The following is a 21466-nucleotide window of genomic DNA, read 5'->3' as shown; positions in this document are numbered from 1 at the left end:
CCCTGTCGTAGGGTGCTGTCATGGACAAGAAGTTCACCTCGACGCTACTCAAGAGTCCGGAGAAGGGCGGCTGGACGTACGTGGTCATGCCCGGCTCCGCCGAGTTCTTCGGTACCAAAGGGCTGGTGAAGGTGCGCGGGACCATCGACGGACATCCGTTCCGGAGTTCGTTCATGGCGCTGGGCGACGGAACCCACAAGCTTCCGGTGAAGGCCGACGTGCGCAAGGCGATCGGCAAGGAAGAGGGTGACACCGTGGACGTCGTCCTCCTCGAAAGGCTGGAGGGCTGAGTGGCCGCGGAATGGAAGCCGTCGCCGGTCATCAAGATCTACGAGGCGCTCGGCGCGGTGGCCGACGGGCGGGTCGAGATCGACGGTGACACGGGGCGTGTCGCGTCGTCGGACAGGGTCAAGACCTACGACGTCCGCCACGATCCGGCCGCGGGGTCGATCACGGCCAACGACAACGGGTCCTACTGGCAGGGATATCTCGGCTACCCCGGCATCGCGTACCTGATGGAATGCGGCTTGATCGCCTACGACAGCGGTCTCGCCGGGGAACTCGCGGGCGTGCCGTGGAAAGAGCTCGCGACCCAGTACCGCAACGACTGGGCGAAGGTCGAGAAGCACGTCCGAGACGACCTGTCCGGCCGGGGCGTGGACCTGGACCGGTTCGACGCCGGGCTCGCGGAGATCGCGGGACAGCTGGAGAAGCTGGGGCTGACGAAGCTTTCCCCGCGGCTGCGCCCGCCGAAGTGACCGATCGCGCCTGAGTCTTCTCTCACCGGCTGCTATGAACGGTCCGTTCCTTGCAAATTTCGCAAGGAACGGACCGTTCATAGCACGCGCCTGGGTACTCAGCCGCAGTGTTCGGACGGGCTGTCGTACTTGACGCCGCCCGCGGAACCGCCCCACTTCACGCATTTGTCCGCCGCGGCTGCCTTCACCGGCCCGGCGAACCACGAGAACGACCCGGAGTCGGTGATCCGGGAAGACCCCGCGACTTCGAGGTAGGCCGACGTCGCGGTCGCGGTGCCCGCCGACGTGCTCTTCATCGTGCTGACACAGTTCTGTCCGTTGGAAGCGTTGTAGGACAGGTAAACCGTGCCCGCGGTCCCGAGCGGAGCCGAGTCGATCACGCCGTAACCGCCGCCGCACACCGGGGCGCCGAGGGTCGTCTCGGTGACGGTCGAGAAGCGGATGGTCTCGTTGGCGTTCCCCGCCGGGCCCGCTTCGTACAGCACGCCGACCGAGCCCGAGGACAGCTGGACCATGTCGGAGTACGCGGCGTCACCGCTCCACACCAGCGTTCCGGCGGAGTTTCCCTGCCAGTTCGCGCCTTCGTCGAACGAAGACCGCACGACGAGTTCCTTGCGACGGTCGCAGACCGACGGCGCGGCGAACAGGATCCGGTTGTACTTGCCCGCCTTGTCGGTCGCGGTCATCCGCGCGGTCGAGGCCTGCACGACCGGGGTGATCAGATCCTCCTCGAAGGTGAACTTGGTGGAGAAGCTCGCCCCGCCGTCGGAACTGATGGCGAAGGCGCGGTTCTTCGCGCCGCCGCTGAGGCATTTGTTGCCGTTGTTGGCCTGGTTGCGCGCCGCCACGTAAACCCGGCCGTCGAGCAGTTCGGTGACGCTGATCTCCTGCGGGTTCAGCGTGGCCGACGTCGCCCTGCTGTCGGTGGCGCCGCGCTTCCACGTGACGCCCTGGTCGTCGCTGTAGATGAGCGCACCGCTGTTTTCGCCGTCGTCGGTGTAGCTCATCCCGGCGACGATGCGGCCGGCGTGCGCGCCGCGTGTCAGCACGATGCCGTGCGACGGGCCGGTCGCGAGCCAGCCCGGTGCGGCGTCGAAGCCGAGCTGCGTGGTGAGTACCTTGGGCGCGGTCCAGGTCTTGCCATGGTCGTCGCTGATCGAAACGCGCGGAATCCGGTTGCAGTCAGGGTTCTTGACGCATTCCATCACCGAGAGCAGCACGATCCGCCCGGTCGGCGGGACCACGATCGGGGTCGGGTTTCCTTTGGTGTCCCCGAAACCTTCGATGACGATCTTCGGGGCGCTCCAGGTCTTGCCGTTGTCCGCCGAGCGTTTCACGACGAGATCGATGTCGCCGCGGTCGTTGCAGAAGCTGGCGCCGCCTCGGCGGCCTTCGGCGAACGCGAGCAGTTCGCCGTTGTTCGCCTTGACGATGGCGGGGATTCTGAAGCAGTCGTAACCTTCTGTTTTCTCTTTGTACACCACCGTGTTCCCGACGGCGGCGGTCGCGGCAGGCGCGGCGAGTGAGGTGACCGGGGAGGCGCCGACCGCCGCGATGGCGACGAGGGCCGCGAACAGGCCCTTCGCGACGCGAGAGATCTTCAAGGGAATGCTCCGTCCTGGATGGGTTTCCGGGTGACGGGACATCAGAGTCCATTCAGGTCGTACAAGGCGCGTACAACCCGGTTTCGCGTTCTGTGTCAGGTGACGCAGAACGCGAGGCCGTTCCCTGACAAAGTTTCTTCAGCCGGCCACGGCGCGAAGGGGAGAGGGGGAGGGCCCGATGAAGGTGATCGATCCCGAGGGGCGTAAGTGGGAGATCATTCGCCGGTTCGCGCCGTGGCGCCGGTGGGTCCAGCCGTTCGCGCTGCTCAGAGGCGGCTATCGGCACTACAAGATCACCGCGGACTGGACGCTGTATCTCAAGGACCTGCCCAACGACCCTGTGGACCGCCCTTCGGGTGGCCCCGCGGAGAAGGTGGCTGTCGGGATTCTCGGTGTGGTGTTCGCCCTGCAATCGCTCGTCGAGTTCCCGATCTATCTGCTCCTCGGGCTGGTGCTGGTGCCGTTTCGGCTGCTGGAGCTGCTGTGCCAGGGCATCGCGGGGTCCGTCGCGCGGGCCGTCCGGTGGTTCCGGAACGCCCCGGAGCGGGTCGACGTCGCCGGCTGGAACAAGGACGGGACCGGCCTTGTCTCGCTGGCGATCCTCAAGGTCCACCGGGAACTCGCCGACCCGCTGGCCGTCGAATTGCGCGGCCTCTTCCGCGACCGCGTGATGTTCGACCCGGGCGACCCGGACGTGCGCGAGGTGCTCACCCGGTTCGGCGCGCGGGTGGAACGGCACCGGACCCTGCTTCGTCGGAGGTCTGTGTCAAGATCCGCTCACCGATGACGGGGGAACGCGATGCGGGTGACCGATGCAGACGGCGGCGAGTGGCTGGTCGTGCGCCGGTTCGCGCCGTGGCTGCGCCGGATCCGCCCGCTCGCCATCGCCACCGAAAGCGACCGCTACCGGGAAGTGGCGTTCACCCGGCACCGCGGCCGTCCCGCGGAGAAGGAACGACTGGGCTTCGAAGATCTGCTGGTGCTGGCGTTCGTGCTCGCGTACGCGGCCTGGTTGACGCTGATCCTGTCACCGGTCCTCCTGGCGGAACTGGTCGCCTGGTCGGTGACGGGCGCCGTCCTCTCGCTGGCGAGGCTGACCGGACTGGTCCGCGCCCGGATCGACCTCGTCGCGCCACCGCCCGCCGTGCGCAGCCTCGCGCCGGTGCGGGTCCTGCTGGTGCCGAGGGCGGCCGCGGCCACGCTCACCCGCGAACTCGCGGCGCTGATCGAGACCACACCCGGCTTCGACCCGGAGAACGAGCCGCGCGTGCGGAAACTGTTCTCCGCCACCGGAGCGCGCGTGGAGCGGCACTTCGGCCTGCCGTGGCGGCTCAGTACTCGTCGGGCGCGAGCTGTTTGAGATCGTGCAGGCTGCGGACGACCAGCCGCTGGCGCCCGGTGCTGAGCAGCCCGTCGGAGCGCAGGGTCCGCAGGGTCCGCGCGACGGCCTCCCGTGACGCGGACGCGAGTCCCGCCAGGTCGCGCTGGCTGATCCGCAGGGCGATGAGGGTGCCGTCGGGGACGGGCACGCCGTACCGCTCGGCGAGGTCGACGAGGATCGCGGCGATGCGTTCGGCGGCCGTGCTGTCACCGAATTCGGTGCGGCGCGAGTTCGCGTAGCGCAGCCGCGAGGTGATGATCCGGAGCAGCACCACGGAGATGCCGGGCTGCTCGCGGAGCACGGAGTTGAACGCCCGCGCGGACAGCCACAACCCGCTGACCGGTTCGACGGCGATCGCCGTGGCCGAGCGCAGGCTGCCGTCCATCGACGCCATCTCGCCGATGATGTCGCCCGGATCGCGGACGGCCAGCACGGCGTCGTAGCCGCCGGTGGACACCGATGTGATCTTGACCCGCCCGGTCATCAGGATCAGTACCCAGTCCGATCGGTCACCCTCGCGGATGATCACCGTGCCTGCCGGGTACCGGCGCAGTTCGGCCTCGGCGCGCAGCGCCTTGCGCTGACCGTCGTCGAGCAGCTCCCAGAGCCTGCCGGGTGAATCCTGCGGCTCCGCCGCCGGTCGTGTCATTCCTTTTCGTCGCCTCCGTGCGCGATGGTACGAGCATCGCGCGCCGGGCGTTAACCGGGGATCTCTTGATATGCCTGGGAAAGGCGTCGGACACCGTCCCGGAGCTGCGCGCCCGTCGCGGCGCTGACGTAGCTCAGCCGCAGATACGGTCCCGGCGCCTCGGCCGCGAAGTACAGCCTGCCCGGCGTGACCGCTACTCCCGCGCGGAAAGCGGCACTGGTCAGCGCCATCTCGTCGGCGAAGCCGGGGAGCGGCTGCCACAGGTGATAGCCACCGGTCGGGACCGGGACGGCGCTCCACGAGGGCAGGAACTCCCGCAGTGCGGAGACCGCGACGTCGCGGCGCTCCCGCAACGAAGCGGCGAGAGTCCGCAGGTGACGGGTCCAAGCCGGGGAACTCACCAGCTCGAGCGCGGTTTCCTGCATGGGCCGCGGGACGAAGAAGCTCTCGACGGCGTGGAGGCCGCGCAGCCGCTCCAGTGCCGGGCCGCGGGCGGCCAGCGCGCTGATCCGCAGGCTCGGCGACGCCGGTTTCGTGAGCGACCGGATGTGCACCACGACGCCGTCGGGGTCGTCGGCCACGAGCGGTGGCGGGGGAGCAGGGTTGCCGGGATGCGCCATCAGCCGCGCGAAATCGTCCTCGATGACGAAAGCGCCCGCGTCCCGCGCGATCCGCAGGACCTCCGCCCGGCGTTCGGCGCACAGGACCGCGCCGGTCGGGTTCTGGAACGCGGGCTGGCAGACGAACAGCCGGGAGCCGGTGTCGCGGAAGGCGTCCGCGAGCAGTTCGGGCCGGACGCCGTCGCGGTCGATCGGCACCGGTATCGGCCGCAGCCCCGAGGCCCTCGCGATGGCCAGCAGCCCCGGATACGTCGGGGATTCCACCAGCACCGGCGCGCCGGGGGCGCCGAGCGCGCGCAAGGCCGTGGTCAGCGCGCTCTGCCCACCCGCGGTGACCAGCACGTTCTCGACGTTCACCGGGCTGCCGATGTCACGGGCGAACCAGGCCCGCAGTTCGGGCAGGCCGCAGATCGGCGGCCGCGTCCACGCACCGGGACGGCGTCCGGCGCGAGCCGAGGCCGCCGCGAGTTCGCGTTCCGGCTGGAGACTCGGATGCGTGTAGCCGCCGTTGAGATCGATGACCCCCGACGGCGGGTCACTCAACGCGGTCTGCACGCCGGTCGCGTCGATCACGCGAGTGCCGGACTGCGAGCTCAGCGCCACCTCCTGCCAGGACACGTCGCCGGTCACCGCCACCTCGCGGGGCGGCGGGGCACGGAAGACGCCGGCACCGGGGCGGGTGATCACCAGGCCTTCGGCGGCGAGCGCGGAGATGGCGCGCGACACCGTCACCGGGCTCACCTTCAGCTGCCGGACGAGTTCCCGGCTCGACGGGAGCTTTCCTTCGATCGGATAGCGCTCAAGCTCGGAACGCAGCTGTTTGACCAGGCTGGCGACGCTGCTACCATCGGACATGAGACTGGATGATAGCGCTATCGCGGATCGAGCAGTAGCGGTCCGCTCCGGGACCTTGCTGGCCGCGCTGGGTGTCCTAGCCTTCTCGTTCACGTTTCCCGCCACCGCGTGGGCGCTAAAGGGCTTCGACCCGTGGACGGCCACCGGCCTGCGAAGCGTGCTGGCCGCCCTGGTCGCCGGCGCCTGCCTGCGCGCTTTCCGGGTCCCGCTGCCGAGGCGCGATCAGTGGCGTGGCCTCGCGGTGGTCTCCCTCGGCTGTGTCCTCGCGTTCCCGATCCTGACCACGCTCGCGCTGAAGACGTCGTCGACCGCGCATTCCGCGGTGGTGATCGGACTGCTGCCGATGGCCACCGCCGTCATCTCGTCGAGGCTCACCGGGCACCGGCCGTCCCGCCGGTTCTGGCTCGCCGCCGCGGTCGGCGCGAGCGCGGTGGTCGTGTTCACCGTCGGCCAGAGCGGCGGCGGACTGTCCACAGCGGATCTGTTCCTGTTCGGCGCGCTCGTGCTGTGCGCGTTCGGGTACGCCGAGGGCGGCAGGCTGGCCAGGGAGATGGCGGGCTGGCACGTGATCGCCTGGGCGCTGGTCATCGGCCTGCCGGTCACCGCCGGGTTCGCCGTCTTCGGGCTGGTGACCGAGCCGCTGCACGTCACCGGCGAGGGGATCGCCGGCCTGCTCTACGTCGCGCTCATCTCGCAGTTCGGCGGATTCTTCGCCTGGTACCGGGGAATGGCCGAGATCGGTGTCGCGCGGGCGAGCCAGTTGCAGCTCGCGCAGCCGCTGCTGACCCTGGTCTGGGCGGTCCTGCTGCTCGGCGAGCACCTCCCGGCGGCGGCGCCCGTGACGGCGCTGATCGTCGTCGCCTGCATCGTCGTGACCCAAAGATCGCGAACGTAGATCAACGTCGCGAATCCGCCAGACCGCGGTGTCCGCGCGGTGATGGGCTGAAGCACATGACCGCTTCGACCCTCGACACCTCCGCCCGGACCCCGCTGAAGGGATGGCTCGCCGTCCTCGCGGTGACGCTGGGGATCTTCTCCCTCGTCACCACGGAGATCCTGCCGATCGGCCTCCTGACCCCGATCGGCGAGGACTTCCGGATCACGCCGGGGACGGCGGGCCTGACCATGACCCTGCCCGGTTTCCTCGCCGCGCTCGCCGCCCCGGCCGTCACCGTCGCCGCCGGGCGGCTCGACCGCCGGATCCTGCTGTGCGCGCTGATGGTGGTGCTGGCACTGGCCGACGTCCTCGCGGCGACCGCGCAGGCCTACTGGGCGGTGCTGGTGTCGCGGGTCCTGGTCGGGCTGGTGATCGGCGCGTTCTGGGCGATCGGTTCCGGGCTCGCCGCGCGGCTCGTCGGACCCGGGCACGCGGGCCGCGCGACCGCCGTGATCTTCTCCGCCGTGCCGCTCGGTTCCGTACTGGGCGTGCCCGCCGGGACGTTCGTCGGTGAGCTGTTCGGCTGGCGGGCCGCCTTCGCCGCGCTGGCGCTCTTCACGATCGGCGTTATCGCGGCGCTGGCGTGGGCGTTGCCACCGCTGGCTCCGTCGGCATCGGCGGGCGCGACCCGGCTCGGTGTCCTGCGCGCGATGACCCGCGGGCGGGCGACCCGGCTCGGCCTGCTCGTCACGGTGCTGGTGGTGCTCGCCCACTTCGGAACCTACACCTACGTCACGCCGCTCTTGCGCCAGGTGACGCAGGTGAGCCCGGAGCTGATCACCGTCTTCCTGCTGGTCTACGGCACCGCCGGGATCGTGGGCAACTTCGCCGCCGGTGCGGCGATCGCCCGCGATCTCCGGCTGACCTTCCTCACCGCCGCCGGGCTGATCGGCGTCGCGACATGCGCGCTGCCGCTCCTCGGCGACTCGAAAGCGGTCACGCTCGCGCTGCTGGTGATCTGGGGTTTCGCCTACGGGGCCGTCCCGGTCTGTTCGGGGACGTGGTTCGCGCGGGCGGCGCCGCAGGCACCGGAAGCGGCGTCGGTGCTGTTCACCTCGTCGTTCCAGGCGACCCTTTCGGCGGGCGCGCTGCTCGGCGGGTTCGTCGTCGACGCGGTCTCCGTCCCCGCCGTGATGGTCACCGGCGGGGTGCTCGCGCTGCTCGCGGTCGGCGTGCTCAGCCGAGCACGGTCAGCGTGACCAGCGCGGTGGTGCCGACCAGCAGGGTGGAGAGCAGGCCGAGCAGCAGGGCGCGGCCGCCGGTGCGGACGAGGGTGCCGATCCGGACCGCGCAGCCCAGCCCGAACAGCGCCCCGGCGAGCAGCAGCGTGCACGTGACCTTGGCGACGTCCAGCGCGAGCCCCGGCACGATCCCGGTGCTGCGCACGGCGGCCATCGCCAGGAAACCGAGGACGAACAGTGGGACCAGCGGCGGCCGCTTGCCGTCGACGGGACGGTGGCGTTCGGCCACACCGACCGCGGCGACCATCGGGGCCAGCAGGACCACCCGGCTGAGCTTGATCACGATGGCGACCGCGATGGCGGCACTACCCGCGGGCGTGGCCGCGGCGACGACCTGCGCGACCTCATGCACGGAGAGCCCGGCCCATTCGCCGATCCGGGCCGCGTCCAGGTGTAGCCAGCCGCCGATCAGCGGGACGGCCGCGATGGCGAGCCCGCCGTAGAAGGTGACCAGCGCGACCGCGGTCGCGACGTCGGAGTCCTCGCGTTCGACGACGCCTTCCATGGCGGCGATGGCGGACGCCCCGCAGATCGAGAACCCGGTCGCGACCAGCATCGCCAGGCCACGCGGCACACCGAGGAGCCTGCCGATCCCGATCGTGCCGAGGAACGTGACCCCGACCGTGAGCACGACGGCGAGCAGGGTCCCGGGTCCCAGCGCCAGGACGGACGGGAGCGAGAGCTGCAGGCCCAGCAGCACGACGCCGGCACGCAGCAGCTTCTTGGTGACCCCGGAGATCGCTTTCCGGGTCTCGTCCGACAACACGGGCAGCGAGCCGGTGAGGATGCCGAGCACGACGGCGATGGTGAGCGCGCTGACGACCGGGAAAGCGGTGCCGACCAGGTACGCGGCGGCCACGCCGACGCCGGTGACGGCCAGGGCGGTCAGGTACGGCTTCGTCGGTCTCGCGTGCGTGGTGCTCATGGTTCGAGCCTCGCCCGGACGGAGGTGCCTCGGTAGCCGGGAATACCGGGGGTAGGTCATACACTTGGGCTATGACCGCACCCGACCTGGACTCCCTGCGCCTGCTGGTGCTCGTGGACGAGCTCGGCAGCATCGGGCAGGCCGCGGCCAGTCTCGGGATCGCGCAGCCGTCGGCGAGCAAACGACTGTCCACAGTCGAGCGACGGCTCGGGCTCGTGCTGGTCGACCGCACGCGGCGGGGGTCCGCGCTCACCCCCGACGGGCGGGTCATCGCGGGCTGGGCGAATCGCGTGCTGTCCGAACTCGACGGTCTGCTCGACGGCGCCGAGGCGCTGCGCACGCAGCACGAGGCGCAGCTGCGGGTCGCCGCGAGCATGACGCTGGCCGAGTATCTGGTGCCCGGCTGGATCGGCGAGCTCAAACGCGGCGACCCCGGGCTGTACCTCGGCCTGGAGGTCACCAATTCCGATCAGGCGGCCGAACTGGCCCGAGAGGGCAAGGTCGATCTCGGGTTCGTCGAGTCGCCCGGCTCGCTGCCCGGCCTTTCGACGCGGCGGGTGGCCACCGACCGGCTGGTCCTCGTCGTGCCCGGAAGCCATCCGTGGGCGCGCAAGCGCCGGCCCGTGTCCGCGGCCGAGCTGGCGATCACGCCGCTCGTGGTCCGCGAACCGGGTTCCGGGACGAGGGAGACCGTGGACGCCGCGTTGCGCAAGGCCGGGGTCGGACCGGCGAAACCGTTGCTGGAACTGGGTTCCGCCTCCGCGGTCTGCAACGCCGTGATCGCGGGCGCCGGCCCGGCGGTGATCAGTGAACTCGCCATCGTCCGGGACGTCGCCGAGAGCAGGCTCATCCCGGTCGCGGTCGAGGGTGTCGACTTAGGCCGGGAACTGCGGGCGGTATGGCCCGCCGGGCGGCGGCTCGCCGGGCCGGCCGCGGCGCTGCTGGCGATCGCGGTCCGGAATGCGAAATCCCGGTGATTCCGTTCATGTTTCTCTGTGAACGGTCCGTTAATCGCGCGTGATACCGAAAGTCCCGGCGGTGTGGATACCGACGATAGGGCGAATCGGTGGCCATTCCCCGGAATAGGGGCGGACCACCATTTCCGGTGGTACTGGTGAAAGCCGATCGGCGAACTCCGGGTAACAGGCCGGATGGCGTATCGGCTGTTGGGACACCTGGTCGTTGACGACACTTCCCTGGTACTGCGGGAAAATTCGGGGCCTCCGGTGTCACTCGTGTATCCGGAACGCTAATTCTTCGCGACGATCCTCGCGTTTCGCAGGTCGGCGTACCGCCATCCGGTTCCCGTGACCGGAAACCCTACTGTCGAGTATTGACGTGAAGCCCCGCCTGCGTTTAAGTACGCCCGGTAACCAAATCACTCTTCCGTGTGCTCGGAGGCTTCCCGTGGGTAAGTCGCTTCGTGGCGCCGATGCCTCATTGCTGACCGGTACGGCGGATCTGCTCATCGCGGTGCATCCTTTCGGTGTGCCTTCCGCGCGGTTCGCCGCGACGGCGACGCGAGCCGGCGCGCTCGGCGTCCTGGACCTGACCAGCGGAAACCGGTCCGCTCGCGAGGAACTCGACCTGGCGAGGGAGTGGCTGGGCACCGGTTTCGCCGTCCGCGTCGCGGGTCCGGCCGAGCTTCCCCCGGCGGTGCACACGGTTCTGCTCGCCGCCGGGACTCCGGTGTCCACTGTGGACTTCGACGGGCGGAGAGTTCTCGCGGAGGTCACCAGCCGGGACGAGGCGGCCGAAGCCGTCGCCGCCGGTGCGGACGGCTTGATCGCGCGCGGCCACGAATCGGGCGGCAGGGCAGGCGAACTCGGCACGTTCGTCTTCCTGCAACAGCTGCTGGCCGATCCCGCGATCGATATCCCGGTCTGGGCGTACGGCGGGATCGGCGCGCGCACGGCGGCGGCCGCCGTGGCCGGAGGCGCCGCCGGTGTCGTGCTCGACACGGCGTTCGCGCTGCTCCCCGAGGCGGAACTCGCCTCGGACGTCACGATGGCCCTGGAAGGACTCGACGGGTCCGAGACCATTGTGGACGGCGGCGTACGGGCACTCCGGCGTCATCGAGCGGTCGAAGTCGGGCAGGACGCGTTCCTGCCCGAACGTTTCCGCGAAACCTGGGACACGCTCCCCGCCGCGATCCAGGGCGTCCGCGCGTCGATCGCCGAAGGTCTCGCCGCCTCCGGTGCACCGCTGCGGCTCGCGCAGGGGCCGATGACCAGGGTCAGCGATCAGCCCGAGTTCGCCGAGGCGGTCGCCGCCGGGGGAGCGCTGCCGTTCCTGGCACTGGCGTTGTCCGGGCCCGAACAGACCCGCGAGATGCTCGAAAAGACCAAGGCGGCGTTGGGGGACACGCCGTGGGGCGTCGGGGTGCTCGGGTTCGCGGCCGAGGGCGTCCGTGCCGCGCAACTCGACGTGATCCGCGAGATCCGGCCGAGTCACGCGATCATCGCCGGTGGCCGTCCGGCGCAGGCGAAGGCGCTCGAAGACGTCGGTATCTCGACGTTCCTGCATGTCCCGTCGCCGGGATTGCTGCGCCAGTTCCTCGAAGCGGGCGCGCGCAAGTTCGTCTTCGAGGGCTCCGAATGCGGTGGTCACGTCGGCCCGAGGGCGAGCTTTCCGTTGTGGGAAGCCCAGATCGACGTCCTCCGGGACTACGCGGCCGAAGTCGAGGTGTTCTTCGCCGGGGGAGTGCACGACGAGCGGTCGGCCGCGATGGTCACCGCCGCCGCGGCGCCGCTGACCCGGCTCGGCGCGACCGTCGGCCTGCTGATGGGCACGGCGTACCTGTTCACCGAGGAGGCGGTCCGCGCGCGCGCCGTCCTGCCGTCGTTCCAGCGCCAGGTCGTCGAAGCCACGCGTACCGACCTGCTGGAGACCGCGCCCGGACACGCGACGAGGTGCGTGCGGTCGCCCTTCACGACCGAGTACGCGGAGCTCAAACGCGCGCTGCAGGACCAGGACGTACCGGACCGCGAGGCCTGGGAACGGCTGGAGAAGCTCAATGTCGGGCGGCTCCGGCTGGCCAGCAAGGGAATCGAGCGGCTCGGGGACACGCTGAGCGCGGTCCCGGAAGACCGTCAGCTCACCGAAGGCATGTTCATGGCGGGCGACGTCGCTGTGCTCCGGTCCGAGGTCACCACGATCGAGCGGCTGCACGAGGCCGTGGGACCGGGAGCGCGGGCGTTCCTCGAAGCGCGTGCGGCCGAGCTTCTGGAGCCACGACGAGAGGAGCCCGCGCCCGAGCCGCTCGACGTCGCGATCGTGGGGATGGCCTGCGTCTTCCCGCAGGCCGGGGATCTCCCGTCGTTCTGGTCGAACATCCTGTCCGGAGCGGATTCGGTCACCGAGGTCCCGGCACACCGCTGGGACCCGGCGCTCTACTACGCGCCCGACGGCGACGGCGAGAAGACACCGTCGCGTTGGGGCGGTTTTCTGCCGGAGATCCCGTTCGACCCGCTCGACCACGGCATCCCGCCCGCGTCGCTCGCCAGCATCGAACCCGTCCAGTTGCTGGCACTGGAGGTGTCGCGGCGGGCGCTCGCCGACGCCGGATACGCGGAACGCGCGTTCGACCGATCCCGGACGTCGGTGGTCTTCGGCGCGGAAGCCGGGAGCGACCTGTCCAACGCGATGACCCTGCGGACCGTGCTCCCGTCCTACCTCGGCGAGCTCCCGGCCGACCTCGACCGCCAGCTGCCGCGCCTGACCGAGGATTCGTTCCCCGGCGTGCTCGCCAACGTCATCGCCGGCCGGATCGCGAACCGGCTCGACCTCGGCGGTGCGAACTACACGGTCGACGCGGCGTGCGCGTCTTCGCTGACCGCCGTCGACGCCGCCTGCAAGGAACTCGTCACCGGCACCAGCGACCTCGTCCTGTGCGGCGGCGCCGATCTGCACAACGGCATCAACGACTACCTGCTGTTCTCCTCGGTGCACGCGCTCTCACCGTCCGGCCGCTCGGCCACCTTCGACAGCGACGCCGACGGGATCGCGCTGGGCGAGGGTGTCGCGTGCGTCGTCCTGAAGCGGCTGGCGGACGCCGAACGCGACGGCGACCGGGTCTACGCCGTCATCAAGGGCGTCGGCAGCGCCAGCGACGGCCGGGCGCTCGGGCTCACCGCGCCGCGGCCGGAGGGCCAGCACACCGCGCTGACCAGGGCGTACCGCAACGCCGGGATCTCGCCGTCCCGCGTCGGGCTCGTCGAGGCGCACGGCACCGGCACGGTCGTCGGCGACCGCACCGAACTCGGCACCCTCACCCAGGTGTTCACCGAGGCGGGCGCCGAACCCGGCCGGTGCGTGCTCGGTTCGGTGAAATCCCAGATCGGGCACACGAAATGCGCCGCCGGACTGGCCGGGCTGATCAAGGCGAGCCTCGCGCTGCACACGGCCGTCAAACCGCCGACGCTGCACCTGGCGAAGCCGAATCCCGCGTGGGACCCGGCGACCAGCCCGTTCGCGTTCCACATCGAGGCCAGGCCGTGGGCCGAGGACGACCGTGTCGCCGGGGTGAGCGCGTTCGGCTTCGGCGGCACCAACTTCCACGTCGTCCTCACTTCCCACGGCGGCGCCGTCCCGCCCGCGAAGACCCTCGACGCATGGCCCGCCGAGCTCTTCCTGTTCGCGGGCAAGGACGACGAGGCGGCGATCAAGGCCGCACACGATCTCCTGGCCGCCACCGGTGAGGGGTGGCGGCTGCGTGACCTGGCGCTGGCCGCGTCCCGCCGGGCGGAGACGCGGGGTGGCCGAGCCCGGTTCGCCGTCGTCGCGTCCACTGTGGACGAACTGGCCACCTTGCTTCGCCGGGCCATCGCGGGTGAACGCGACGAGAACGCGGGCATCTTCGCCCCCGACGGCGAACCGGTCGGCGAGATCGCGTTCCTCTTCCCCGGCCAGGGCAGCCAGCGGCCGGGGATGTTCGCGGACCTGTTCGTCGCGTTCCCCGAACTCCGGCGCTACCTCTCGCGCGCCGGGAGCACCGTCGACGTCCTGTTCCCGCCCGCCGCGTTCGACGAGTCCGGTCGTGAGGACCGGCTCGCCCGGCTGACCGACACCCGCGCCGCGCAACCCGCGCTGGGGATCGTGGGCCTCGCCGCGCACCAGCTGCTGGAGAAAGCCGGGGTTCGGCCTTCGATGGTGGCGGGCCACAGCTACGGCGAGCTCGTCGCGCTGACCGCCGCCGGTGCGCTGAGCTCGGCGTCGCTGCTCGAATGCAGCCGGGCGCGGGCGGAAGCGATCCTCGGCGCGACCGGCACCGGCGACCCGGGAACGATGGCGGCCGTCGCCGCGAACGCCGCGGACGTCACCGACGCGCTCGTCGCGGAGGGCTTGGCCGACACCGTCGTCACCGCAAACCGGAATTCGCCGAAGCAGACGGTGATCTCGGGGCCGACCGGCGCCGTCGCCACGGCGGTGGACCGGTTGCGGAGCCGCGGGCTCGGCGTGAAGACCATCCAGGTCGCTTGCGCGTTCCACAGCCCGCTGGTCGCCCCGGCGGAGGCGGACTTCGCGCGCGTCCTCGACGCCGTCCCGGTGAGTGAACCGGAGATCCCGGTGTGGGCCAACCGGACCGCCGCGCCCTATCCGGCGGACCCGGACGCGATCCGCGCCGGGCTGGCCGCGCAGATCGGCGCGCCGGTGCGGTTCGCGGAGCAGATCGAAGCCATGTACGAGGCCGGTGCCCGGACGTTCGTCGAAGCGGGCCCGGGATCCGTCCTCGCCCGGCTCGTCGGTTCCGTGCTCGACGGCCGTCCACATCGGACGGTCACGTTCGAGAGCGGCCGCCGCACCGGGATCCCCGGTTTCCTCGCCGCACTGGCCAGGCTGGCGGTCGCGGGCGCGGACGTCCGTACCGGCAGGCTGTTCACCGGCCGCGCTTGCGTGGACGCGCTGTCCGCGCGTCCGCCGAAGAAGGCGGGCTGGATCGTCGACGGCCAGCTCGTCCGCACCGCCGGCGGCGAGATCCCCGCCGCCGCCCTGCATCCCGCCCAGCGAATCCCCACGGAGGCGATCGTGACATCCCGGCCCGGCACCGACGGCGGTGAGGCGCTCATCTCCGAGTTCCTCCGCACCAGCCGCGAGATGATCGCCGCGCAACGGGACGTCCTGCTCGGCTACTTCGGCACGGACCCCGGCGCCCGCCCGCCCGCGCCCGTCGTCCTCCCCGCGGCGCCCGAGCCGGTACTCGAACGGGAGCCCGAGCCGGTGCGCGCCGAGGTCGCTCCCGAACGGTCCGTGTTCGACGTCGTCGTCGAGGTGATCGGGGAGCGGACCGGCTACCCGGCCGACATGATCGAGCCCGATCTGGACCTGGAGGCGGATCTCAGCGTCGATTCGATCAAACGCGCCGAGATCGCCGGCGAGCTGGCGAACCGGCTGGGCATCATCGGTGGCGATCCCGAGGTGCTGGCCAAGGCCAGGACCGCGGCCGCGCTGGCGGAGCTGATCACCGGCAGCGGAACCGAAGACGCGCCCGCCGCCGAGGAGGCCGAGGCCGTCGTGGTGGCGCCGAAGCGTTTCCTGATGCGGGAGTTCGACCTCGCCGGCGCCGTGCCCGCCGACGAGGAGCTCGCCGGGCTTCGCTTCGCCGTCGTCGGTGAGGGGCAGGTCGCCGAGATGCTCACCGCCCGGCTCGCCGGATACGGCGCCGAAACCGAACTGATCCAAGGCGTGCCGGGGCGCGGTGCGGACGGCGTGTTCCACCTTTCGCCGACGTTTCCCGACGATTTCCCGCTGTACCAGGCAGTCCTGGCGGGCGGGCCACGCTGGCTCATCGCGAACGGCCCCGCCGACGGTGCCCGCGGCTTCTTCCGGACGGTGGCCAAGGAGTACCCCGACACGGTCGCCCGCGTCGTCGAGCAGCATCCGGAATCCACTGTGGACGAACAGGTGGAGAACCTGCTCGCGGAGCTGTCCGCCGGGGACTGGGAACCGGTCGTCGTCCGCCGCGACGGCGCGCGGCGCGGCCTGCGGATGACCGAGGAAGGTCTCGGGGTGCTCGGCAGCACGGGTGCCGGTCCGGCGGGGAACGGGACCGCCGAAGCCGAAGCGCTCGGCCTGGATCGGGATTCGGTCGTCCTCCTCGTCGGCGGGGCCAAGGGCATCACCGCCCGGCTGGCCACCACGCTGGCCGCCGCGTCGCGCTGCCGCATCGAACTGTTCGGCCGCACCGCCGTGCCCATCGACGGCGAGGAACCGGAGATCTTCACCGCGAAGACGACGGCCGAGTTGCGCGCGGCCCTCATCGAGAGCGGGCTGACCAAACCGGCCGAGATCGAGCGGACCATCCGGCTCATCGAGGCCGAACGCGAGGTCCGCGGGACGCTGCGGCGGATCAGCGGTCTCGGCAGCCCGGTGCGCTATCACTCCGTGGACATGCTCGACGCCGAGGCGGTGCACCGCGCGGTCAAGGAGATCCACGCCGAACACGGCCGGATCGACGGCATCGTCTACGCGGCGGGCGTCATCGAGGACAAGCTGATCGCGGAGAAGGACCCGGCGTCGTTCGACCGTGTCTTCGCCACCAAGGTCGAAGGGGCGAGCACCCTGCTCGCGGCGGCGGGCGAACTGCCGGAGGCCCCGAAGTTCGCCGTCCTGTTCGGCAGTGTCGCGGCCACACTGGGCAATCGCGGGCAGTCCGACTACGCGGCCGCGAACGACGCGCTGGAGGCGCTCGGCCATCGTTGGTCCACTGTGTACGGACGGCGCGGGCTCACCGTCCACTGGGGACCGTGGGCGCCCACCGGCGTCAACAACGGGATGGTCACCCCGGAACTGATGCGGGACTACGCCCGGCGCGGGATCGAACTGATCGATCCCGAAGAGGGCACGTTGAGCCTGCTGCGTGAACTGGCGTGGGGCGACGAGGGTCTCACGGCCGTCACCTACACCGCTTCGGGGTGGTGACCGGTGGCCGAAACGCCCCCGATCGCGATCGTCGGGATGTCAGTGCTGTTCCCTGGCGCCCCCGATCTCGAAACCTACTGGCGCAACATCGTCGACGGCGTCGACGCGATCACCGAGGTCCCGGCGGATCGCTGGGATCCGGGCTTCTACCAGCCCGACGCGGAACCGCGGGCGGACCGGATCTACTGCCGTCGCGGTGGTTTCGTCGGTGAACTGGCGGAAGTGGACGTCACCGGTTTCGGCGTGATGCCGTCGTCGATCCCGGGCACCGAACCCGATCAGCTGATCGCGCTGCGGGTGGCCGCGCAGGCCATCGCCGACGCCGGCGGCGAGCACCGGCTGCCCGCCGACCGGCAGCGGACCGGCGTCATCCTCGGCCGCGGCGGGTACCTCACGCCCGGTCTGGTGCGGCTCGACCAGCGGGTCCGCACGGCCGCGCAGGTCGTCCGCACCCTCGGCGAACTGATGCCCGAGCTCGGGGGCGAGCGGCTGGAGGAGCTCCGCCAGGCCTTCACCGACCGGCTCGGACCCGAAGCCCCCGACGCCGCGATCGGGCTCGTGCCCAACCTCGCGGCGTCCCGGCTCGCGAACCGGCTCGACCTGCGCGGCCCCGCGTACACGGTGGACGCCGCGTGCGCCTCCTCGCTCGTCGCCGTCGACCACGCCGTACGCGAACTGGCGACCGGGCGGTGCGACGTGGTGCTGGCCGGTGGCGTGCACCATTGCCACGACGTCACCTTCTGGAGCGTGTTCTCCCAGCTCGGCGCGTTGTCGCGGAGTCAGCGGATCCGGCCGTTCCATCAGGACGCGGACGGGGTGCTGATCGGCGAGGGCACCGGCGTCGTCGTGCTGAAGCGGCTGGCGGACGCCGAACGCGACGGCGACCGGGTCTACGCCGTCGTCACCGGGACCGGCGTGGCCAGCGACGGCCGGACCGCCGGACTGTCCAATCCGGACACCGCCGGGCAGGTCCGCGCGGTACGGCAGGCCTGGACCGCCGCGGGGGTCGACCCCGCCACGATCGGGCTGCTCGAAGCGCACGGGACCGCGACCCCGGCGGGCGACGCCGCCGAACTGGCGACGATCGCGGAGGTGTTCGGACGGGCGGACGGGCCGACGGCGGTGCTGGGTTCGGTCAAGTCGATGATCGGGCACACCATGCCCGCCGCGGGCGTCGCCGGGCTGGTCAAGGCCGCTTTGGCGGTGTACCAAGGGGTTCTCCCGCCGACCCTGCACTGCGACGAACCGCATCCGGCGCTGGCGGAAACCCGGTTCGAGACGCTCGGCACCGCGAAGGTCTGGGAGACCGACGACCGGCGGCCGGTGCGCCGCGCCGGGATCAACGCCTTCGGATTCGGCGGGATCAACGCCCACGTCGTGCTGGAACAGGCCGCGACGCGGGTGAGCGTCACGGTCTCCGAACCCGAACGTGTCCTGCGGCTGTCCGCGCCGACCGTCGCCGAGATGGGCTGCCTGCTCGACCGGGACGACCTCCTGGGCACCGGGGACACCGGACGCGGCCGGATCCGCCTCGGCCTCGTCGACCCGACGCCCAAACGGCTCAACCTGGCCAGGAAAGTTGTCGCGAAGGGCAGATCCTGGCGCGGCCGCAACGACCTCTGGTTCGTTCCGGAACCACTGCTCGGCGCGGGCGGCGGCAAACTCGCGTTCGTCTTCCCGGGGCTGGAGAACGAATTCGAGGCCCATGCCGACGACATCGCCCGGCACTTCGGGCTGCCCTGGGATTCGCCGGACGTCACCGTCGGCGACGTCGGCAGGCACGGCAAGGGCGTGTTCCAGCTGGGCAGGCTTCTCGACACGGCGTTACGCGGCCTGCGCGTGACGCCGGACGCGCTCGCCGGGCACAGCCTGGGGGAGTGGACCGCCATGGCGGTCGCCGGGATCCACTCCGGCGCCGAGGTCGACGCGTTCCTGGCAGGCTTCGATCCCGACGCGCTCAAGGTGCCGGGACTGGCTTTCGCGGTCGTCGGCGAGGACGCCTGCGTCGTCACGAAAGTCCTCAAAGGACAGTCCGAAGTGGTCCTTTCTCACGACAACGCGCCCAACCAGTCGATGATCTGCGGCCCCGCGGAAGCTGTCGACGACTTCGTGCTCGCGTTCCGCGGTGACGGCGTGATCTCCCAGGTGCTGCCGTTCCGATCCGGCTTCCACACCCCGATGCTCGCGCCGTACCTCGGCCCGATCCGTGAGGCGGCCGAGCGCTACACCCTGCATCCGGCGGAACTCCCGGTCTGGTCGGCCACGACGGGGAAGCACTACCCATCGTTGGCCGAGGAAGTCCGGGCACTGTTCGTCCGGCACCTGCTGGAGCCGGTGCGGTTCCGCGGACTCGTCGAGAACATGTACACGGCAGGGTTCCGCGCGTTCGTGCAGACGGGCGCCGGTCAGCTCGGCTCGCTGATCGGGAACACCCTGCACGACCGCGAGCATCTCGTCGTCGCCGCGCATTCCGCGCACCGGCCGGGACTCCCGCAGCTGCTGCGGGTCGCCACGGCCCTGTGGGCGGACGGCGCCGATCCGGCGTTCGAACTCCTGCCGGGTCAGAGCGGCGGCAGGCGCGGCCGGACGATCCGTCTCGATCTCGGCGGCCCGCTGGTCTCGCTCGACGAGAGTGTCTGGCGCGGCTTCCGTCCCCGCGCGGCCCGGACGTCTACTTTGGACCGGATCGGGGAGCGGAACCCGCTGGCGGCCGAGTTGTCCGGGCTGCTGGCCGACACCGCCGGCCTGGCGGCCGAACTGTTCGCCGCCAGGCCGGCGCCCCGCCTCCGGTCGCTGCGCACCGAACTCCGGGTCTCCGTCGAGACGATGCCGTACCTGCTCGACCATTGCTTCTTCAAACAGCCGCCCGGCGCGGATCCCGCCGACGCGTGGCCGGTCGTGCCCGCCACGACGGTGATCGGGCACCTGATGGACTTCGCCGAACAGGCGGCGCCGGGCAGCCGCGCGGTCGCGCTGGAGGACGTCCGGCTGAACCAATGGATCGCCGCGACCCCCGCGCTGGACGTACCGGTGCACGTGGAACCCCAAGGCACTTCCCGGGTCGATGTTTCGCTGGGCGAGTATTCCCAGGCCGTCGTCGAACTGGACACCGCGTTCCCCGCCGACCGGCCTCGGGCGTGGACGTTTCCCGCCGGGAGCGAGCGGAAGCCGGACCTGCTCGCCGAGCAGCTCTACACCGAACGCTGGATGTTCCACGGGCCGAGGTTCCAGGGTGTCGAGGAACTCGTCGCGGTGGGCGAGCGGCACGTGCGCGGGATCCTGCGGACGCCGGAGGCGCCGGGGGCGCTGCTGGACAACGCCGGTCAGCTGCTCGGGTACTGGATCATGTCGCGGCTGACCGGCCGCACCACGGTGTTCCCGGTGGGGATGCGGCGGATCCGGTTCTACGGCGAGCATCCGTTGCCGGGAGAGCGGCTCGACTGCGCCGTCCGCGTCGTCTCGGTTACCGACGACGAACTCGAAGCGGACGTCCAGCTGACTCGCCTCGGCCGAGTCTGGGCCGAGGTCGAGGGCTGGCGCGATCGCCGGTTCGACAGCAACCCGGTGATCCGCGCGGTGGACCGGCGGCCCGAGCGCGCCACGCTGTCGGAAGAGCGGCCGGGTCGCTGGGCGCTGGTCCGTGAGCAATGGCCTGATCTGGCGACCCGCGACCTGATCATGCGGAACCTGCTGGCGGGTATGGAAAGACAGGCGTACGCCGACCAGCCGCCGCGCCGGAGACGGACCTGGCTGCTCGGGCGGATCGCGGCGAAGGACGCCCTTCGGCGTCTACTGTGGACGGACGGCGAAGGTGACATCTTCCCCGCCGAAATCCGGATCGGGAACGAGGCGTCGGGCGCGCCGACCGTCTCGGGCGCCTACGGGCGGGAGCTGCCCCGGCTCACCGTCTCGATCGCCCACCGGGACGCGCTCGGTGTCGCCATCGCCCGCCGAGGGCCCTGCGGGATCGACGTCGAGGCCGTCGAAGACCGTCCGGAGAGCACGGTCGCCGCCGCACTGGGCGAAACCGAACGGGCGCTGCTCGGTGAACCGGAAGCCTTGTGGTTCACCAGATTCTGGGCCGCGAAGGAAGCCGTCGCGAAACGGCTCCGCACCGGCCTGCGCGGTGACCCGCGCGCTTTCACCGTCGTCGGCGCGGACGACTCGCGGCTCACCGTCGAGGTGGGCGGTGCCCGGTATCCGGTGTGGCACACCACGATCGCCACCCCGGCGAAGAACTACGTCGTGGCTTGGACGGAGAACGAAGATGACCACTGAAACCGTGCCCGCCGAGACCGTCTTGGCCGACATCGCCGTGATGCTGCGTGAACTGCTCGAGGAATACGGGCTGGACGACGCCGAGATCGGCCGGGACACGAAGTTCCACGACGACCTCGAACTGGAGAGCGTCGATCTCGTGACGCTGTCCGGCCGGTTGCGTGAGCACTACGGCGACAAGGTCAACTTCGCCGAGTTCATCGCGGAACGCGAACTGGACGAGATCATCGCGCTGACCGTCGGCGAGCTGGTCGACCACGTCGTCACGTCACTGCGCGCGGCGGAGGAGGGCTGAGAG

14 protein-coding genes are annotated in these 21466 nt (G+C 71.0%); 10 read left to right on the top strand and 4 right to left on the bottom strand.

Annotation, left to right across the window (positions count from 1 at the left end):
• Positions 1–20: 20 nt before the first annotated feature.
• Positions 21–290 (top strand): DUF1905 domain-containing protein, encoded by a 270-nt coding sequence (locus tag IE302_RS08685; protein WP_191253619.1) that lies wholly within the window; start codon positions 21–23, stop codon positions 288–290.
• Positions 291–758, top strand: a complete 468-nt coding sequence (locus tag IE302_RS08680; RefSeq protein WP_191253617.1) for a UCP014422 family protein — start codon at positions 291–293, stop codon at positions 756–758. It begins immediately after the preceding gene.
• A gap of 98 nt (positions 759–856) precedes the next feature.
• Here IE302_RS08680 and IE302_RS08675 read toward each other — a convergent pair whose 3' ends face one another.
• A complete protein-coding gene (locus tag IE302_RS08675) occupies positions 857–2362 on the bottom strand; it encodes a sialidase family protein (protein ID WP_191253616.1) in 1506 nt (501 codons plus the stop codon).
• Positions 2363–2540: 178 nt separating this feature from the next.
• Between IE302_RS08675 and IE302_RS08670 the strand changes: the two genes are divergently transcribed.
• Both IE302_RS08670 and IE302_RS08665 read left to right on the top strand, forming a co-directional pair.
• Positions 2541–3149, top strand: a complete 609-nt coding sequence (locus IE302_RS08670; RefSeq protein ID WP_191253615.1) for a hypothetical protein — start codon at positions 2541–2543, stop codon at positions 3147–3149.
• Between the two features lie 12 nt (positions 3150–3161).
• Positions 3162–3722, top strand: coding sequence for a hypothetical protein (locus tag IE302_RS08665; RefSeq protein ID WP_191253614.1), 561 nt, complete (start codon positions 3162–3164; stop codon positions 3720–3722).
• Here the strand turns inward: IE302_RS08665 and IE302_RS08660 are convergent.
• Positions 3694–4392, bottom strand: a complete 699-nt coding sequence (locus tag IE302_RS08660) for a Crp/Fnr family transcriptional regulator (RefSeq protein ID WP_191253613.1) — start codon at positions 4390–4392, stop codon at positions 3694–3696. The two genes, IE302_RS08665 and IE302_RS08660, sit on opposite strands and share 29 nt — an antisense overlap.
• A gap of 50 nt (positions 4393–4442) precedes the next feature.
• The gene (locus IE302_RS08655) at positions 4443–5867 is read right to left on the bottom strand and encodes an aminotransferase-like domain-containing protein (RefSeq protein WP_191253612.1); all 1425 of its coding nucleotides are present in this window, start codon (positions 5865–5867) and stop codon (positions 4443–4445) included.
• Between IE302_RS08655 and IE302_RS08650 the strand changes: the two genes are divergently transcribed.
• Together IE302_RS08650 and IE302_RS08645 are read left to right on the top strand one after the other, a co-directional pair.
• Complete coding sequence (locus IE302_RS08650; RefSeq protein ID WP_191253611.1) at positions 5866–6762, top strand: DMT family transporter; 897 nt, start codon at positions 5866–5868, stop codon at positions 6760–6762. The genes IE302_RS08655 and IE302_RS08650 overlap by 2 nt on opposite strands.
• Before the next feature lie 56 nt (positions 6763–6818).
• Positions 6819–8003: an MFS transporter gene (locus tag IE302_RS08645; RefSeq protein ID WP_191253610.1), complete on the top strand. Its 1185-nt coding sequence runs from the start codon at positions 6819–6821 to the stop codon at positions 8001–8003.
• Here the strand turns inward: IE302_RS08645 and IE302_RS08640 are convergent.
• Positions 7981–8970: a YeiH family protein gene (locus tag IE302_RS08640; protein WP_191253609.1), complete on the bottom strand. Its 990-nt coding sequence runs from the start codon at positions 8968–8970 to the stop codon at positions 7981–7983. The genes IE302_RS08645 and IE302_RS08640 overlap by 23 nt on opposite strands.
• A 71-nt stretch (positions 8971–9041) precedes the next feature.
• Between IE302_RS08640 and IE302_RS08635 the strand changes: the two genes are divergently transcribed.
• The 4 genes from IE302_RS08635 (at position 9042) to IE302_RS08620 (ending at position 21463) form a co-directional block, all read left to right on the top strand.
• Positions 9042–9947: a LysR family transcriptional regulator gene (locus tag IE302_RS08635; protein ID WP_191253607.1), complete on the top strand. Its 906-nt coding sequence runs from the start codon at positions 9042–9044 to the stop codon at positions 9945–9947.
• 430 nt (positions 9948–10377) lie between these two features.
• A complete protein-coding gene (locus tag IE302_RS08630) occupies positions 10378–16890 on the top strand; it encodes a type I polyketide synthase (RefSeq protein ID WP_229907677.1) in 6513 nt (2170 codons plus the stop codon).
• A 36-nt stretch (positions 16891–16926) separates the two neighbouring features.
• Positions 16927–21168, top strand: coding sequence for a beta-ketoacyl synthase N-terminal-like domain-containing protein (locus tag IE302_RS08625; RefSeq protein ID WP_229907740.1), 4242 nt, complete (start codon positions 16927–16929; stop codon positions 21166–21168).
• Positions 21158–21463: an acyl carrier protein gene (locus IE302_RS08620; protein WP_191253605.1), complete on the top strand. Its 306-nt coding sequence runs from the start codon at positions 21158–21160 to the stop codon at positions 21461–21463. The genes IE302_RS08625 and IE302_RS08620 overlap by 11 nt, the downstream gene beginning before the upstream one ends.
• Positions 21464–21466: the final 3 nt, after the last annotated feature.

It is taken from the genome of Amycolatopsis oliviviridis (genome assembly GCF_014654365.1).
GTDB classification, from domain to species: domain Bacteria; phylum Actinomycetota; class Actinomycetes; order Mycobacteriales; family Pseudonocardiaceae; genus Amycolatopsis; species Amycolatopsis oliviviridis.
The sequence above is the reverse complement of the archived record's forward strand: the minus strand, read 5'-3'. Positions and strand labels throughout refer to the sequence as shown.